At 39.9% G+C, this 14856-nt stretch carries 15 protein-coding genes; 9 read left to right on the top strand and 6 right to left on the bottom strand.

Annotated elements, in window-relative coordinates:
- Positions 1-202 precede the first annotated feature (202 nt).
- The 4 genes from G0Q07_RS01415 to G0Q07_RS01400 all read left to right on the top strand — a co-directional run bounded on the left by G0Q07_RS01415 (position 203) and on the right by G0Q07_RS01400 (position 4603).
- Positions 203-2182 carry a DUF2075 domain-containing protein gene (locus tag G0Q07_RS01415; protein WP_163344402.1) on the top strand — a complete coding sequence of 660 codons (1980 nt, stop codon included), beginning with the start codon at positions 203-205 and terminating at the stop codon, positions 2180-2182.
- Positions 2183-2195: 13 nt separating this feature from the next.
- Positions 2196-2882 (top strand): YDG/SRA domain-containing protein, encoded by a 687-nt coding sequence (locus G0Q07_RS01410; protein WP_163344401.1) that lies wholly within the window; start codon positions 2196-2198, stop codon positions 2880-2882.
- 11 nt (positions 2883-2893) lie between these two features.
- Positions 2894-3856, top strand: coding sequence for an HNH endonuclease (locus tag G0Q07_RS01405; protein WP_163344400.1), 963 nt, complete (start codon positions 2894-2896; stop codon positions 3854-3856).
- Positions 3857-4168: 312 nt separating this feature from the next.
- On the top strand, positions 4169-4603 hold the full coding sequence (locus G0Q07_RS01400; RefSeq protein WP_163344399.1) for a hypothetical protein: 435 nt from the start codon (positions 4169-4171) through the stop codon (positions 4601-4603).
- 404 nt (positions 4604-5007) lie between these two features.
- Here the strand turns inward: G0Q07_RS01400 and G0Q07_RS01395 are convergent, their stop codons facing one another.
- On the bottom strand, positions 5008-5364 hold the full coding sequence (locus G0Q07_RS01395; protein WP_163344398.1) for a hypothetical protein: 357 nt from the start codon (positions 5362-5364) through the stop codon (positions 5008-5010).
- A 408-nt stretch (positions 5365-5772) separates the two neighbouring features.
- On the opposite strand from G0Q07_RS01395, the gene G0Q07_RS01390 reads away from it, so the two are divergent.
- The 4 genes from G0Q07_RS01390 to G0Q07_RS01375 all read left to right on the top strand — a co-directional run bounded on the left by G0Q07_RS01390 (position 5773) and on the right by G0Q07_RS01375 (position 9679).
- On the top strand, positions 5773-6105 hold the full coding sequence (locus tag G0Q07_RS01390) for a GYD domain-containing protein (RefSeq protein ID WP_163344397.1): 333 nt from the start codon (positions 5773-5775) through the stop codon (positions 6103-6105).
- Positions 6106-7200: 1095 nt separating this feature from the next.
- Complete coding sequence (locus G0Q07_RS01385) at positions 7201-7584, top strand: ferritin family protein (RefSeq protein WP_163344396.1); 384 nt, start codon at positions 7201-7203, stop codon at positions 7582-7584.
- Positions 7585-8047: 463 nt separating this feature from the next.
- Positions 8048-8431, top strand: coding sequence for a ferritin family protein (locus G0Q07_RS01380; RefSeq protein WP_163344396.1), 384 nt, complete (start codon positions 8048-8050; stop codon positions 8429-8431).
- A gap of 891 nt (positions 8432-9322) precedes the next feature.
- Complete coding sequence (locus G0Q07_RS01375) at positions 9323-9679, top strand: hypothetical protein (protein WP_163344395.1); 357 nt, start codon at positions 9323-9325, stop codon at positions 9677-9679.
- Positions 9680-10380: 701 nt separating this feature from the next.
- On the opposite strand, the gene G0Q07_RS01370 is transcribed toward G0Q07_RS01375, so the two are convergent.
- From G0Q07_RS01370 to G0Q07_RS01360, 3 genes are all read right to left on the bottom strand, one after another.
- Positions 10381-10590 carry a hypothetical protein gene (locus G0Q07_RS01370; protein ID WP_163344394.1) on the bottom strand — a complete coding sequence of 70 codons (210 nt, stop codon included), beginning with the start codon at positions 10588-10590 and terminating at the stop codon, positions 10381-10383.
- 139 nt (positions 10591-10729) lie between these two features.
- Positions 10730-11407 (bottom strand): hypothetical protein, encoded by a 678-nt coding sequence (locus tag G0Q07_RS01365; protein WP_163344393.1) that lies wholly within the window; start codon positions 11405-11407, stop codon positions 10730-10732.
- Between the two features lie 119 nt (positions 11408-11526).
- Entirely contained in the window at positions 11527-11772 is a 246-nt protein-coding gene (locus G0Q07_RS01360) for a hypothetical protein (RefSeq protein ID WP_163344392.1), read from the bottom strand.
- Between the two features lie 378 nt (positions 11773-12150).
- Here G0Q07_RS01360 and G0Q07_RS01355 point away from each other — a divergent pair, with 378 nt between their 5' ends.
- A complete protein-coding gene (locus G0Q07_RS01355) occupies positions 12151-12321 on the top strand; it encodes a Lacal_2735 family protein (RefSeq protein WP_163344391.1) in 171 nt (56 codons plus the stop codon).
- A gap of 344 nt (positions 12322-12665) precedes the next feature.
- On the opposite strand, the gene G0Q07_RS01350 is transcribed toward G0Q07_RS01355, so the two are convergent.
- Together G0Q07_RS01350 and G0Q07_RS01345 are read right to left on the bottom strand one after the other, a co-directional pair.
- Positions 12666-13949 carry an MFS transporter gene (locus tag G0Q07_RS01350; protein WP_163344390.1) on the bottom strand — a complete coding sequence of 428 codons (1284 nt, stop codon included), beginning with the start codon at positions 13947-13949 and terminating at the stop codon, positions 12666-12668.
- Between the two features lie 421 nt (positions 13950-14370).
- The gene (locus G0Q07_RS01345) at positions 14371-14766 is read right to left on the bottom strand and encodes a group I truncated hemoglobin (protein ID WP_163344389.1); all 396 of its coding nucleotides are present in this window, start codon (positions 14764-14766) and stop codon (positions 14371-14373) included.
- Between the last annotated feature and the right edge of the window lie 90 nt (positions 14767-14856).

The raw sequence follows: 14856 nt of genomic DNA, 5'->3' as shown, positions 1-14856 counted from the left end.
TATTTCAGATCAACCAACAACTTGTCTGATATGTGGTGTAAGAACAGAAGTGTTCAACACTTATAACATCTCCGAATCCGAAGAACAAATTAATATTTGTTTGTCGCCGCTATGTGGGTTTGTTTGTTTTTCTTACAGTTGAAAGCTAAGCTTTTTAACGAAAATTCTATTAGTTTTATAGTTGAAAATTCAACATAATCTAATGAACCGAGCATATTACTCAGATTCCATCACATCGTTTTTGATTAAGTCCTATACCCATATATTGGGAGAGTTAGCAAATAACAACGAGTTTGCTACAGAGCAGACCCAAAAAGATGCATGGAAATTTCAAATTGAATATCTACAAGAATTATTAGTAGAGCATTCCGGCTCAATTTATTTTGAGTACGCTATCCCAAGAATGGGTAAACGAATTGATGTGCTTCTGATTATCAAGTCGATTCTTTTTGTTGTGGAATTTAAAGTTGGGGAAAAAGAATATCCTTCATATGCTATCGATCAAGTTTGGGATTATGCTTTGGATTTAAAAAACTTTCACGAGACAAGCCATGATAAAGTTATTGTTCCAATTTTACTCGCTACCAAAGCTAAGCAGTCGGACTTTCTTTTAACCACATCGCAACAAGCCGACAACCTTTTTGACCCCGTAAAATCAAACACTGAAAGCTTTAAGAGTATCATCGCTCATGCATTACAGTTTCATGATGGACAAGAACAATTTATTTTGGAGGATTGGGAGCAGGGGCGATATCAACCAACACCAACAATAATTGAGGCAGCAACTTCGCTTTATGCTAACCATTCAGTTAAAGATATTTCGAGGAGTGACGCTAGCGCAATTAATTTGAGTCAAACTTCGGATGAAGTGGCAGCAATTATTAAAAAGTCTAGAGATAACTCAGAAAAGGCAATTTGTTTTGTAACAGGAGTACCTGGTGCTGGAAAGACTTTGGTAGGACTTAATATTGCAACAACACATTTCGATAAAGACAGTGAACTTTACAGTGTTTTTCTATCTGGGAATGGCCCATTGGTAAAAATACTTCAAGAAGCATTAGCACGTGATAAAGTGAAGAGAGCTAAGGCTAACGGCGAGAAGCTTACAAAGAAAGTGGCCCAAAGCGAAGTACAGGCTTTTATTCAAAATGTGCATCATTTCAGAGATGAGGGACTACGTGATAGCAATCCACCAATAGAACATGTTACATTATTTGATGAAGCACAACGCGCTTGGACTTTAGAACAAACCACCAACTTTATGCGACAAAAGAAAGGTGTTCCAGATTTTAATAAGTCTGAACCTGAATTCCTTATTTCTTGTCTTGATAGACATCCTGATTGGGCAGTGGTAGTTTGTTTGGTGGGTGGAGGACAAGAAATAAACACCGGAGAGGCTGGTATATCCGAATGGGTTGAAGCACTTGAGCGTTCTTTTCGTGATTGGAATATTTACATGTCGACTAAGTTGACGGATAGCGAGTACAACACTGAGCAAATTCTTCAAAAGATAAAAAATAGAAAAAACGTAACACATTCAGGTTCACTACATCTTGCTGTTTCTATGCGATCTTTTCGAGCTGAGAATGTTTCGTTGTTGGTAAAACAAGTTTTGGACTTAGATAAAATTGGTGCCCAATCAACTTTATCAGAGATAAATAAAAAATATCCGATTGTACTAACGCGGAACTTCAAAAAAGCAAAGCAATGGTTGCGCAATAAAGCACGAGGTTCAGAACGATATGGAATTGTAGTTTCATCTCAAGCTCAACGCTTAAAACCATATTGTATCGATGTAAAATCGCCAATTGATCCGGTCCATTGGTTTTTAGATGAAAAAGCAGATGTTAGATCTTCCTATTATTTGGAAGATGTTGCAACAGAATTTCACGTTCAAGGTCTCGAATTAGATTGGGCTTGCGTGGCTTGGGACGGAGATTTCCGGTATACAGAAGAAGGGTGGGATTACAAATCTTTTAAAGGCAGCAAATGGCAAAATATTAAAAAAGTCGATCGGAAGTTGTATTTAAAAAATGCTTATCGAGTCTTACTTACACGAGCTCGTCAAGGAATGGTGATTGTTGTACCCGAAGGCGATGTGAAGGACCACACAAGGCTTCCCGAGTTTTATGATAATACTTTTGAGTATCTGAGTTCGATAGGTATTGAAATTATTGAATAATAACTTTTGTAGAATGGCTGATATTTTTTTTGGAACACCAGTTGGAATAAGAGAAGAACAATGCTTTGCGTCAAGAAAGGAATTAATTGAAGCAGATTTACATCGTTATACCGTTCATGGGATTGATGGGAATGGTAATGAAGGAGCTTCAGCTATTGTTTTGTCTGATGGTTATGAAGATGACGAAGATTGGGGTGATTATATTATTTATACCGGTCATGGAGGTAATGATTCAAGTTCTAAAAAGCAGGTTGATCATCAGTCCTGGGATTCTCCAGGTAACAAAGGCCTAGTTGTTAGTCAACAGAGGCAGCTTCCTGTAAGAGTAATTCGAGGTTTCAAACACAAATCTAAGTTATCCCCAATTTCGGGGTATAAATATGGAGGTCTTTATCGCGTAGTTGATCATTGGGAAGATCGCGGTAAGAGTGGATATATAATTTGCAGATTCAAGCTTGTTAAAGAGGAAATTCTAGAAAAAGATTATACTGCTTCGGTAGGAAATGGAGTTATGGTTTTATTAAAATCTCCCGGTCGTGATTCCAAGTGGTTTAGTATTGGAGTTGATGCACCCAGAGCTCAGAGGATTAGCAGCGAAAGTAAAATGGCTCAGTTACTAACAAATAAAAAAGTGGGAGATACGATTGACTTTGGTAATGGATTTGAGATACTAGAAATCAGAAAATATTTGAGTAAGTAGATTTTAACTTTATGACATCTACAATCCAACATATCCTCACCTTAAAACAAGCCCCAACCAAATACGGCAAAGCGCCGCACAAACCTGTTTTACTTTTGGCGGTAATAGAGTCGTTTGAAAGTGGTGAAATTGCGGATAATTGGATTGAGGTAAACGACGATCTAGTGCAGCGCTTTATTGATATTTGGAAGTTATTGGTTAAAACTCCACATATACCAACTTTTGCATTACCTTTTTTTCACCTTAAAAACGAAAAAGGACAGTTTTGGAAATTGATTACATATCCCGGCAGGGAAATTCCTACAACAAAAAGCAAATCGATAAAAAGTTATCGGGCATTAACGGAAACCGTTTGTGCGGCTACACTTTCTAATGAATTGTATATTGCCTTGTCCGATCCGATAAAACGTGAAGAGATAAAAGCTGCGATACTTGACAAATATTTTGGTATCCGTCAAGCAACACAATACCCACCACAAAAAGTTTATTCCACAAAAATTAAACAGCAAATACTTTACGACCCTGCTCAAAACTACGCACGAAAAGTAAAACAATCTATTGATGAACAGCCGAAAGAGATACGAGAAGAATTTGTGGTAATGCGCAGTTCTGTATTTCGAAAAGCCATTCTTGAGGTGTACGATAATCAATGCGCAGTAACAGGATTAAAAGTTGCCGATGCCAAAAATCGTTCATTGGTTGATGCTTGCCATATCACACCTTTTGCCGAAACCTATAACGATTCAATAAGAAATGGCTTAGCTCTTTCCCCAACTTTTCATCGCGCCTTCGACCGTGGTTTGATTGGCATTTCCGATACGTACAGAATACTAGTTCATCCAAAGTTAAAAGACTTTCACCCGGAAGCAGGGATAAAGCAATTCGAAAACAGAGATATTATTCTACCTGCTAACAGTGAATTTCATCCGTCAGTGAATTACTTTCGGGAACATCGTTCAAAATTTGGATTCTAAAACACAATCCTCTAATAACCCCCGCTGCCGGGCGAATCCTTTCGCGTGGGTTATCGCCCTTGCTGCCGGGCGATTTTATCGTGGACTATGATCTAAACAAAAGGAACGCGATAGAATCGCGCACCAGGCGAGGTTAAAACTATTTTCGTGCGGCTGCGTATAAGTCGTCGTAAAAAACCATTTATTTTCAGGTAAAGAATTAAACTTTCCTTTTCCCCCGTTAGCGACATTTTTTAACCTGTTTGTTCATCATCCCGTTAGGTTGCTGGTAAAACACACCAATACTTCAGTATTAATTTAAAATTTACGATCATGAAAAAAATTGTGATGTTTTTGGCAGTAATGGTATTTTTTCTTGTGGGAACAAGCTTTGTCGAAGCGCAAAACAAAACCGTTTATACGGGATCTTACCCATGGGAAGGTGTAATGATGTGTACCGATGATTATGCAAGTGGTACAGAATCGTATGTGGTTACCGAATGGGGCACAAAATGGCAGTTTAAGTACGAGGGACACTATGTTGGCGAATCGGGTAAACATTATTCGTGGCGAATGGTTCAAAACTGGCATTGGAAAACCTATAAAGGAAAGGCCTATACCGAAACCAATACCGGCATTAGTATTATTAAATGCGAAGGGGTGCCCATTGCAATGGCTAAAACAACCTACCATATTACTTATAATGGAAAAGGAGAGCTGGTTGTTGAAGTAGATAATGGCTCGGACGACTGGATTTGTTTAGACTAAACCAAACCGCATTTTGGAGTATACAATCTTGTAGTACGCCTGTAAATAAAGGGTTTCAGCCATTTTCGTACTTAGGGTACAGGCCTTTTACCCAAGGGTAGCAAGATAATTACCAAGGGAATAATAGCTATTCCCTTGGGTAAAGGAGCAATCCCTTAGGTAACAGCTATGCTACCCAAGGGTAAAAACATTATTACCTGGGGTAGAACGATAATTCCCTAAAGGATAATAGCTATTCCCTAAGGGATAGGAGTAATTACTTAGGTAATAGCTATGATTACCCGGGGTAAAATCGTGATTCCCAAAGGAAGTAATTAAAAAACACAAAGAAAAAGGGGAAAAGAGAAGGCTGTGAAATGAAAAACCGGAGCCGGCAAGGTTCTCCGGTTTTATCACTTTTGTACTTAATCCATTATCGGATCTTTTTTTGAAGGACGTCCGGTATTACGGAGTTTTTTGATCTCGAGCACCAGGTTATCTTTCTTGCCCAGTAAGCCCGTTATCAGATCAACCGTGGCCGAACCATCGGTGTAGGCAACATCGAGCGTTTCGTTGGCCAGTTTGGTAGCATCTTTGGCCGCAGCTGCAGCTTCAAGTTGTTTGCCCTCGGCATCGTCGGCTGTCGTCAGCTCGGTTTCTAACTGTGTGATCTTTGCGGTAGGGTCGAAACCCTTGTCGGTTAGAAGGCTTGTATTCTGTTGCAGGATCACAATTAACTGCGAAACAAAATCACGCTTCTTACTCTCGGTTAAATTTGCCATATTTAAGCGATTTAATAATTATGCATTAGTTATTAATTCGGGTCACCTGTTAGCTTGCCGGCGCAGGTGGCCTTTTTTTTGTATGCACGCCAAGGATTTCAGATGGCGTGTACATGCTATCCCTGTAGCATGTGGTCAGGTCGGGTTGTTAAAAAATTACGATGTTACCTTGTATTTCGAGGTGTTATCGTGATATTGGTTTTTAACAGATATGCAAATTATGAAAAATTAGAATAGCTGTCAAGTTGTTGTAGAGCAGGTTCTTGAAAAAAGATGAATTACTTCCGCTTCAACGCGCATCCTCTCGAATGGGTTAGTGCAGAAAAACATCGATTTTTAGCTAATTACCAAACCTTAAAATAGAAATGCCGTAGAATAACAGACATTAAGGTCTTAAATAGGAATGGTATGGCAAAATATCTGGTATGTGGAAAATATATTGGCGATGGAGTTAAGGGATTATTGAATGAGGGCGGAACGAGCCGACGTTCGGAAATTGAAAAGTTAGTGGCATCGCTTGGTGGAAAAGTTGAGTGTGTGTATTACGCCTTTGGCGAATATGATATTTACGGGATAATGGATATGCCCGACAGTACCGTTATGGTGGCTTTTTCGCTGCGGGCAGCGGCAAGCGGCCTGGTAACGGTGAAGAGCGTGGCACTGCTAACACCGGAAGAGATTGATGAGGCGGCCAAAAGAACAGGGGAATATCGGGCTCCGGGTGTTAACTGGTTGCCCTAGTAATGGTTGCACCCACCCGAAGCTGGCTTCCCCTGGTTTGCCTCAACTATTGTGTTGTGCCGTAGCGTAACGTAGTAGAAATTATCGTTTCACCACCTCCCCACTGCTTCCGTTGCACTATAGCAGCGGTACTCCTCCTTTTGAGAAGGAGAAATGATTGCTGTTGATTTTACCGTAGAAATATAAATTAAGTCTGTAGCACGAACCTTTCCTGCGCTGCCGAGCGAATGTTTTCGCGTAGCTATTTGTTACATTCATGGACTGGCCTCTTTTGGTCGTTGCCCGGAGTTGCAATAAAATCATAGTGAGAGCGGGAAGCTCCGAGCGAGCGAGGAGATCACCCGTCCGAACTTAGGTTTTATAAAAACGCAGGGGAAGGGTCAAAAGCAGCCTTGATCTTTGTGCATACTATTTGGATCAAGCCAAATAGCATGGCCGTCGGCAGGCAGTAATCACAATCGTTTTGGAGTTATTCAACCATTTTAATCTCCCGTTGTCGCGCGAATCCTTTCGCGTGGTTTAGTGTCCTCCTCAAACAGCAGTAATTTTTAAACGCCGTAATCACTTGTTTTCCGGCTCACCGGACGAGGCCAGGTTTCGATGTAGCTGATGTTACATCAGAGGACTGGCCTCTTTTGGGCTTCGCTACCATGTAAATCTTTTCGCGTGGGGTACCGATTTAGCGTTCTACTTTTGCTAAAGGAGTTGGCTGACGCAGGAAGCCGGAGGGTTAGGCTTTTGAGTGCACCGCTACCGCTTGAATCCTTTGGCGCGGTTTAGTGGAGTTTTTAAAACCTACTGTTTAACCTCACAGCATAAAAAAACCTTACCAAATAAATGATAAGGTTTTAAACTAATCAGGACAGGTGGAAGCCAAGTCCTGAAAAGCAAGGGCAAAAGTATTCTTTTCGTTTACAATTCGCTTAAAAAACAGAATAAAATTAAAGCCCTACGTTGTGCACCATCTGTCGTTCTTTGGGGGGGTGGGTTTTAATCCATTCAAAATCCGGGTAGAATATATTTGTTCCATCAAACATAATGAGTTTGTGGCATAAAACCTTTTGCTTTCTTTGCTGAATGAATACAACTACAACTATGACAGCAGAACAGAAAGAACAGTTAATAAAGTCGCAACAAGGCGAGCTGAATGCTGTGTTAATTTATCAGCGTTTGGCCCGTATTACCAAACACGAAAAAGGGGAAGAGGTATTTTCGGAAATAGCAGCCGATGAAGGAAAACATGCTACAATCCTAAAATCATATACCAATGAGGTATTAAAACCCGATGGAAAAAAAGCAAAAGTAGTGGGCTTTCTGTATAAACTGCTTGGACATAACTTTGTAATGGGTTTATTGGAGAAAGGCGAGTTAAAATCAATCGATAATTATGAACCTTTAAAAAATGATTTCCCCAAAATTCAGCAAATTATCGACGATGAACTTCGTCATGCTGCAATGGCGAAGTCATTATTGAGATAAGTTTTTGTTGCCAGCCACCGTTGCCGCGCGGATCTTTTCGCGTGGTTTAGCGTTCTCCTTTTGCTAAAGGAGTTGGCTGACGCAGGAAGCCGGAGGGTTAGGCTTTTGAGTGCACCGCTACCGCTTGAATCCTTTGGCGCGGTTTAGTGGAGTTTTTAAAACCTACTGTTTAACCTCACAGCATAAAAAAACCTTACCAAATAAATGATAAGGTTTTAAACTAATCAGGACAGGTGGAAGCCAAGTCCTGAAAAGCAAGGGCAAAAGTATTCTTTTCGTTTACAATTCGCTTAAAAAACAGAATAAAATTAAAGCCCTACGTTGTGCACCATCTGTCGTTCTTTGGGGTGGGTGGGTTTTAATCCATTCAAAATCCGGGTAGAATATATTTGTTCCATCAAACATAATGAGTTTGTGGCATAAAACCTTTTGCTTTCTTTGCTGAATGAATACAACTACAACTATGACAGCAGAACAGAAAGAACAGTTAATAAAGTCGCAACAAGGCGAGCTGAATGCTGTGTTAATTTATCAGCGTTTGGCTCGTATTACCAAACACGAAAAAGGGGAAGAGGTATTTTCGGAAATAGCAGCCGATGAAGGAAAACATGCTACAATCCTAAAATCATATACCAATGAGGTATTAAAACCCGATGGAAAAAAAGCAAAAGTAGTGGGCTTTCTGTATAAACTGCTTGGACATAACTTTGTAATGGGTTTATTGGAGAAAGGCGAGTTAAAATCAATCGATAATTATGAACCTTTAAAAAATGATTTCCCCAAAATTCAGCAAATTATCGACGATGAACTTCGTCATGCTGCAATGGCGAAGTCATTATTGAGATAAGTTTTTGTTGCCAGCCACCGTTGCCGCGCGGATCTTTTCGCGTGGCTTAGCGTTCTCCTTTTGCTAAAGGAGTTGGCTGACGCAGGAAGCCGGAGGATTAGGTTTTTGAATACACGACTCCCGCTTGAATCCTTTCACGTGGTTTAGTGAAACGCGATAGAATCGCGCACCAGCAGGGTTCGCTGGTGTTACATCAGTGGACCGGTCAAAAGCAGCCTTGATCTTTGTGCATACTATTTGGGTCAAGCCAAATAGTATGGCCGCCGGCCGGCAGGATTGCATAATCAAATGTTTTGCCATGAAAGAATAACAACCCAACGATGACGCGGTAGTAAATAAGTCGCTCACCACCTCATCCATTTAATCAGATGAATTCCCTGTGGTTCCTGTGGCTTTGCCTCGGGAATAGTCAACTTTAAGAATATTCTTTATTCGTACCTCATAAAAGTCCGCTCCTTCTTGTTGGAGCGGAAATGTTCTTCAAGTCATTTTAAAGATTTACAGCTTAAGTAGCTGCCTGCCTGTTAGCATAAACGTTTCCCCACCTGCCGATTTGTAAGCGCTGCCCCATTTCGCAGAATGGCGGAGGTATAGGGAACAGGGCAAAATTTTTCAAATGAAAAAAACGAGAACTCATGAAAGATTGACCAAAACGGCATCTTCTAACAATGATTATATACAAGTATGTTATAATTAACAAATATTAACAAACGTCTATAAGTCCAGTAAAATGGGCATAAAACGAATAAAAACCATAAAGTGTTTAATAGATGAGTTTGTAAATTAAACAGAAAATGTTTAATATTGAATCATGATTAGTTAAACAAAGCAAGAAAACAAAAACAAGTTCAGAACAGAAAACAGAATTATAAACATTAAAAAAATAAAAAAATGAAAAATACAGTTAAACGAATAGCAACAGGAACTTTTATAGCACTTTTATTAATGGTGGGAAATGTAAAAGCAACAGAGTTAAAAGTAGCAAACAGTTTTAATATTGAAACGGAAACAACTCTTCAGATGGAAAACTGGATGACCAACCAAAACATTTGGAATACCAATGCCACAAACATGGTAGAACTTATTGTGGAAACAGAATCAAGTATGGCAATTGAAAACTGGATGACAAATCCTGAAGTATGGAATTCAACTAACAGTGTTGTTGAAGAAGTGGAAACAGGAATGGAAATTGAAAACTGGATGATTAATGATAAAATCTGGAATACTGTTAGCAACGAGAACGAATAAGAATTAACCGTTGAGCCCTGAATACTAAATCAAAATCGATGAAAGTAGGATAGATATCAAATAATATTTTGGATTAGCTTAATTGATTTTTAAGGCCGTAATTTATTACAGCCTTTTTTTGTATAAATAGCTGTAATCTCTGGTTGTTTTGTACGCTCCAGAGTGGAGCTGAAAACCCTGTCTCCCTCTCGTTTGCAGTGAAGGATATGTGCTCGGTTGTTTGTAATACCAAGAATACATACATGTAAAACTTAAAAACAATCAAGTTACATGCCCCTTGTAGGAATGTGTGAGCCGGTGCCCCTTTTCCCGGAAAAGCTGGTTGACGTTTTTAAGGATGAAGGGTGGCTTTAAACCCAAAAAACATAAAGCCCCTCATCGTAAATAAGGGGCAGAGAAATAATTAAATAAACACAAAACCCAAGGCTGCGCCCACTTTACCCGTCCGAACTTAGGTTTTATAAAAACGCAGGTGGGTGAAGGGCCAAAAGCAGCCTTGATTTTTGTTCATATTATTTGGATCAAGCCAAATACTATGGCCGCCGGCAGGCAGTAATCACAACAGTTTTGGAGTTATTTGAAGGTTTTAATCTCTCGCAGCCGAGCGAATCCTTTTGCGTGGATTAGCGCAGATAAATCGTGCGACAAATTTCCCGGGTAGTTATTTGCTTTTGGGTGTACAAACGCAGTAAGGTGTACGGTTAATCTTTTTTGCTGCTGCTACTTATTGCCCACATGGTAATTCCGGCAACAGTAATTACACTACCCACAATAACGGCTAAATTCACATTGCGCTGTGTGTTTCTTACTTTATTCAATTGCTTTGACCCAATTCCTTTTTTAGCAATGAGGTCTTCCAGTTGTTTGATTCTTCCTTCAAGTTCTGCTTTAATTTTTTCGTTAAATTCCATATTATTAATATTTTAAGCTTCTCTTAATAGTAAAACGATTAACATTTAAAAATGTTTCTTTTTCTCTTTCATCACCGTCTAACGCTCTTGTGAGCCGATATTCCGCTACTGCGCCGATCCTTTTTCGGTGGTTTCGCGTTTATTCTTCTTCTTCCTGATCTTCAAACGGCACTACCGTACATTCATATTCCGGGGTTGTAAATTCGGTTTTGGTGAGCCATTTTTCAGAAATCGTTATCGAATAAACATGATTTCCCTTGTGCTGCAAGTCCCAAATTATTCCTTCCGCCTCGGGAAACGCTTTTCGTCCCTCAATCTGGTCGCTAAGCAGGCGGTTAATTAAATTGTTTTCCGCAAGTCCGTAACTCATCGCTTTTAATGCGGTTTCCTTTGTCATTTCCTCCGAATCGTTGTCGACGGGCTTTATTTCTAATTCTACAACGTTTACCATGCCCTGCGGAAACTTTCCGTTGTAGGCTTTGTAAAGCAGTTGGTTAATGTTGAATAAATCCTGGTGAAGATCGATTTCAGAATAATTTTCAAAGACTTTTACCCGCAACATTTCGTGCGAAAGGTTATCGATCTGTCCTTCGGCTAACCGGTCCGAGCATTTGTAATCGAGTAGAATTGCGGCCGCCTCGTTGGGTTCAAAATCGGCAATGGCCAGAAAAAGGAATTCCTTCAATTCCCCGGGTTTTAATTGTGCAGCATCGGGGTACTCAAACTCTGCCAGTAAGGCTTTAAAGTCTTCGTTACTCCAGGCTCCTTTCAGTTCGTCGGTTGATTTTACATCTTTGATTTTTACTAAGTACTTCATTAAAAAAATTTTGGTTTCTACCTATTCCAACTAACAGGATGGATAATTGTTTGAATTTTTTTAAGAATGCACGATTAGGAGTAGAACTTCATAGCTGCCGCGCGAACCTGTTTCTCCGCTTACTTCTTCGGCTTGTTTTTGCCCCACCAGTGCCCGGCTTTACGGAAGAGTTTTTTAGTGGTGTCTTCCAGTTTTTTGTCGGCTTTACGATAGGCTTCGCTCTGGTGGATTTTATCGGCCGTTTCGTCTATTTTAGCTTCAGCTTTATCAATCCACGTTTCGTCCTTTTTGTTTTCAGACTTGTTTTCCTTTTCTGTTGGCTTCTTATTTTCTTCTTTCATGCTTTTCTTTAATGTTTCCTTCAAATGTAAGGATTTAAAATTGCCTTTACCAGCCCTTGTTTTGTGGAGGGCAAAGGAGGAACGATGAAGCAATAACACCACCTCACCAATTGCGCTGGTCCTCTGATTCAAATTTGCAAATCTTCTACCACCTCAATCTTTTAGGCCAATGTCTCAAAATCCCACTATTCCTTCAATTAGGAGCCCCAGCAATCCTTCAATACAATTATAATGTTTAAGAAAAAACAGTCAATCATTAAACAAAACAGTAAGATTGATGTTTAACGTGTATGGAAAACATCAGAACAAGAGACGAGATTCTTTCGACATACATGAATCACCTGCTCGGAAAGGGAAACCGGCAAAGTAGCCTGAATTAGAAACCATTTAAACAAGAAAGATATGTTTGGAATATTTAAAAAAGACCCTGTAAAGGCCTTAAGCAAAAAACACGATAAATTAACGGAAGAGGCATTTTTATTGTCGCGTACCAATCGTCGACTATCCGACCAAAAATATGCCGAGGCGGAAGCTGTACAGCAGAAAATTGATGCATTGAGAACTGCGCAGTAAGACTGCTGAAGTAAATTTTTACTACCTCTTGTTTGCAACGAGAAATTAAGGTTTAGATTGCTTTGCCTCCTTCGTCGGTTGCCAATGACAGATTTTAATAAGTCGTTAAATATGAGTAAAATACCACTTTATGCATTATTGTCATTTCGACGAAGAATGAGGAGAAATCTTTCACAAAAGGAACAGATTTAGCTCCGCTGATTTTCAATTCTCATTCGTTTCCCTCATTCGAAATGACACCCCTGCATAATCTGGCATTACCTCATTATGGCAAAAACAAAATTTTGGTGGACTCTCGCAATGACTGGTAATCTTTTATGGCTATCATACGAATTCGCGCAGTTTCATCCCGTCTTCGGCACCCGTTTCTCTGACCAGATCATCAGTAAAATAGCAAAAAACAGAAGTACAACACCGGTTGCATAAGTATAACTGTAACCGGCCCATTCGTATAGTTTTATACCAATAATAGGAGCCAGCAAAGCACGTAGGCCGGTTAAAAAAAGGTGTACACTCTGGTAATCGGCTGCTTCGTCGGGTTGGCAAAAGTACGAACTGCCAATGCCCCACAAAATAGGCATGCTTCCCATAAACAAACCATTAAAGAAAACGGCTATCATAAGCATGTAATAAATTTTTATGCCATACACTTCGGTGTAGCCATTGTAGTATTCGGTTAAGGCAGTAAACAAAATAAATAACATCAGCGAGCCAAAAGTGATGATCGCAAAGCGGCGCGGATCGCGTTTGCCAATAAACTTTCCGAAAAAGGGTAAAAAAGCAATGGCCACCAGATTAAACGCATTTTTATAAAAGGCCACACTCGAATAATTTAAATGTAGAGCACGCTCGTAAAAAATGGTAATAACAGCATGCGTACTCATCCAGGCAAAACCATAAAGCATAAACCCCATTTCAAGATGCCGGAATGCTTTATTGTGTTTCAGAATTTGAAAAATACGATGGAACGATTGCTGTAAGGCTTTCCATAAGGGTGTATCTATTATTTCCTTTTTTTGAACAAATTTTATTTTGGTGAGCTGGAAAATGGAGACAATGGCCAGAATACCAACAATGGGGTAAAATACTTTGTATGAATTGGGGTTCCAGTCGAGTAGCAAACCGGCAGTGAAAGTAGAAGCCAACATGGCGACTTTTTGCACCGTAACGGAATAGCCAAACAGGCGCCCAAAATTTTCGTGCCTGTAATTCCCCTTTAAATATTGGTTAACGGAGGGGATTGCCACAATACGCGACATAAAATAAAGCAGGAATATAGCCAGAAAAATAGTATGGTATAGGGGTGGAAGTCCTTTCTGTTGGCTTACATCGGGGAAAAAGGCCAGGCCTACCAGTGGCAGTTTCGAGACAATGGCAATGGTGCGCAACAGCACTTTTCGGTTGGTGTAACGGCGCAAAATTTCGTTGGCTACCATGGCGAATAAAAACACCACCATATTAAACTGAAACAGAAAAGCCAGTTGTACATTGCTTCCCTTTAGCGATTTGATAAAGATAAACTCCGTTAGCAACAAAGCTCCGGCAGCAATACCTTCAATACCGCTGTAAAACAAATGCAGCTTTAAGGTAAGGCTTTCCTGTGGGTTTAAATCTTTAAAAATTCGCATGAATACTATAAGGCTGCAAAAGTAAAAATGTTTAGAGAAAGATTGTTTTACCTGCTTTGTCGTTTGCCCATTTTAATTTAACTACCCCGACCTTTACTCCTACGTCACAAAAGCTCAATCTTCAAGGGAAGAGGAGAGATGTAATACATTTAATTTTAACTGTTATCATTCAAAATTAGCTTGTTACACCAGAATTCCCCCAACATAAAAAATCACTATTCCATTTTGTTTTCCTCGCTTGGGGGAAATGTCGGCGAGAGGTCCGGGTGAAGGATGACAAAGGGAGCCAGGACGGGTGCTTCGGTATACGCGAGTGGGAGTGTCAATCAAAGTTGATATAATAATCACATTTAACTCTTGCTTTGACTTCGGCTTAAAACACCACAAGGGAAAAATTGGGGGAGAGAAAGCTCAATAAACCTTACTGCCCGATTATCATTCCTTTTAACGACCAGAGAATCGCCAGCACTTCTTTTTTGGTGTCTTCGCTCATGCCGTGTTTATCGAGCACCTGCATAATATCATCGATCACATGCGTATATTCCTCGCGGCTGATGTTCATCCCGGCATGGGTTTCTTCCATCGACCGGCCTTTGTATTCTACAGCTCCACCGCTACCCGCGCTAAAAAAATCTACAGTGTGCTTTTTGATAACAGCCATACGTTCGGGCTTGTCGTTATAAGCAGTAAAACGTTTACTAATTGCCGGATTTTCCATGTGGGTTTGAACTACATCGTCAACAATGGCAGTTATACCACTGGTTCCGCCTAAACGCTCGAAAAGTGTTCGTTTTTCAACTTCTTTTGTTTTTTCCATTTTACAGTATTTTAAATTGATGAATATTGGTTTATAACGGGTTATGCTCGCCCGTTTGCCAATAACGAAACCACGTACATAACTGCGCAC

Source organism: Draconibacterium halophilum, assembly GCF_010448835.1.
GTDB classification, from domain to species: Bacteria; Bacteroidota; Bacteroidia; order Bacteroidales; family Prolixibacteraceae; genus Draconibacterium; species Draconibacterium halophilum.
This window is presented reverse-complemented; position numbering and strand designations above follow the sequence as displayed.